The following is a 2,405-nucleotide window of genomic DNA, read 5'->3' on the forward strand; positions in this document are numbered from 1 at the left end:
GTGTCGGCCGCTACGCGTGCAGGAATCTCCTCGGTGATCAGTTTGCGCACCCGATCGGCGTCGGTCCAGGGAATGTTGCCGAACTGATCGTTAAAAGCCTTGATGATGTTCGAGAGACGGTCGAGCTCCGGTTCGGGCTTGTGTCCACCACCCACAGTGGGCACCGGTTCGATCTCGGCATCCGCATCGGGAAGCGCGATCCTCATGCTCGCCTGCTTTTCGACCCGGTAGCTGTCCATGTCGACCGCCTCGAGGATACCCTTCGAAAGGTCCTCCTCTTTGGGCGCCGGCAACTTGGGTACCAGAAACTCGAGGAAGATCGACAGCTTCTCCCACTCGGCGTTGGTGTAGGGGAGGATCGAAGACAGAAAGTTATAGGTTCGCAGGAACGCCTTGGCTTTGCCCTTGAAGTCGACCTGACCGTCCTCGTCGAGATGCTCCATGTAGGTGGCGACGCAGGCGTCGAGGATCGGGTCGAGCTGGTCGCGGTCGGCCCCGCTCAGGTAGAGCCGCACCAGTTCATCAACTTGCTCAGGCGCGTACACCTGGTAGCCGTCAAGGGCGGCCTTAAGGTCGTGCAGCTTGTTCGGGTCGGTCTCGTCGGCGAGGATGGTCGTCCGGTAGTAGGGCTCGAAGGCCTTTCGGATCGTCTCCGGGTCGTTGACGAAATCGAGGACGAAGGTGTCGTGCTTCTGGGGGTGGGCGCGATTGAGGCGCGAAAGTGTCTGCACCGCCTTGACCCCGGAGAGCACCTTGTCCACGTACATCGTGTGCAGGAGCGGCTCGTCATAGCCGGTCTGGAACTTGTCGGCGCAGATCAAAAACCGGTACGGGTCCTCCCGGATCTTGTCGGCGATCTGGTTCGAGGGAAAGCCGTTAAGGCTGGCCTCGGTGACCTGTTGACCGCCATACTCGTGCTCACCCGAGAAGGCCACAATCGCCCGATAGGGGCTTTTGCGCTCGGCAAGGTACGCCTTAAAGGCATGGAAGTACTGAATAGCTCGCTCGATGCTGCCGGTCACCACCATGGCCCGCGCCTGGCCGCCGATCTTGCCCTTGGCGATCACCTGTTCATGAAAGTGGTCCACCATGATCTCGGCCTTGAGCCGGATGGCGTACTCGTGATTCTCGACAAAGCGGCGCAGCTTCTTCTGCGCCTTTTTGACGTCGAACTCGGGGTCGTCCTCGATGGTCTTGATGAGCTTATAGTAGCTCTTGACCGGTGTATAGTGGGCCAGCACATCCAGGATGAACCCTTCCTGAATGGCCTGTTTCATGGTGTAGCTATGAAACGGCCTGTGTTTAACCGTGCCGTCGGGCTGCGGGTCGGGTTCACCAAACATCTCCAACGTTTTGTTCTTAGGGGTCGCGGTGAAGGCGAAGTAGCTGGCGTTCGGCAGCAGCTTCCGGGCCTCCATTAGACGGTTGATCTGGTCTTCGAAGGTCTCGTCTTCGTCCTCTGCACCGGCCTCCGACAAGGCCATACTCATCTTGGCCGAGGTACGGCCGCCCTGACTCGAGTGCGCCTCGTCAATGATGATCGCAAAACGGCGCCCGCGGTGCTCGTTGCCGATTTCGTCGAGGATGAATGGGAACTTTTGCAGCGTCGTGACGATGATCTTCTTGCCGCTCTCGATGAAGCGCCGCAGGTCGCCAGAATGCTCGGCGTGCCCCACCGTGGCGCTCACCTGGGCAAACTGCTTGACTGTGTCCCGGATCTGCTGGTCCAGGATGCGACGGTCGGTCACCACGATAATGGAATCGAAAACGGGTCTTCCGTCCTTCGCGAGACCGATCAGCTGGTGCGCCAGCCAGGCGATGGAGTTGGACTTGCCGCTGCCGGCGGAATGTTGGATAAGGTAGCGCCGGCCCACGCCGTGCGCCGCCGCGTCCGCCAAAAGTTTTCGCACCACGTCGAGCTGGTGATAGCGGGGGAAGATCTGCCGTCGCCGTTTCTTGCCGGTCTTGAGGTCTTTCTCATCAACGAGTTGAGCGTAGTTTTCGAGGATGTCGGTCAGGCTTTCACGGGTGAGTATCTCCCGCCACAGGTAATCGGTCTTGAGCCCCTGCGGATTGGGAGGATTGCCCGCGCCGTCGTTCCATCCCTTGTTGAAGGGCAGAAACCACGACGCCTTGCCCGCAAGGTGCGTGCAGAACCACACCTCGTTGTCGTCAACCGCGAAGTGCGCCACGCAGCGGCCCAGCTCGAAGAGCTTTTCGCGCGGGTTGCGGTCGCGCCTGTACTGCTCGATGGCGTCATGCACCGTCTGTTTGGCAAGGCGGTTTTTGAGCTCGAAGGTGAAGACCGGCAGGCCGTTAATGAAGAGCACCAGGTCCAGCGCCCGCTGCGTCTCGTCGCGGCTGTAGCGGAGCTGGCGCGTGACGGTGAAGCGGTTCTGCTCATA

At 60.3% G+C, this 2,405-nt stretch carries 1 protein-coding gene; it reads right to left on the reverse strand.

Annotated features, from left to right (window positions below; translation table 11 throughout):
* A partial coding sequence (locus HPY67_16545; GenBank protein ID NPV06324.1) for a type I restriction endonuclease subunit R occupies positions 1-2,405 on the reverse strand: 2,405 nt, incomplete at both ends.

It is taken from the genome of Syntrophaceae bacterium (assembly GCA_013177795.1).
Classification (GTDB): Bacteria; Desulfobacterota; Syntrophia; order Syntrophales; family UBA2192; genus UBA2192.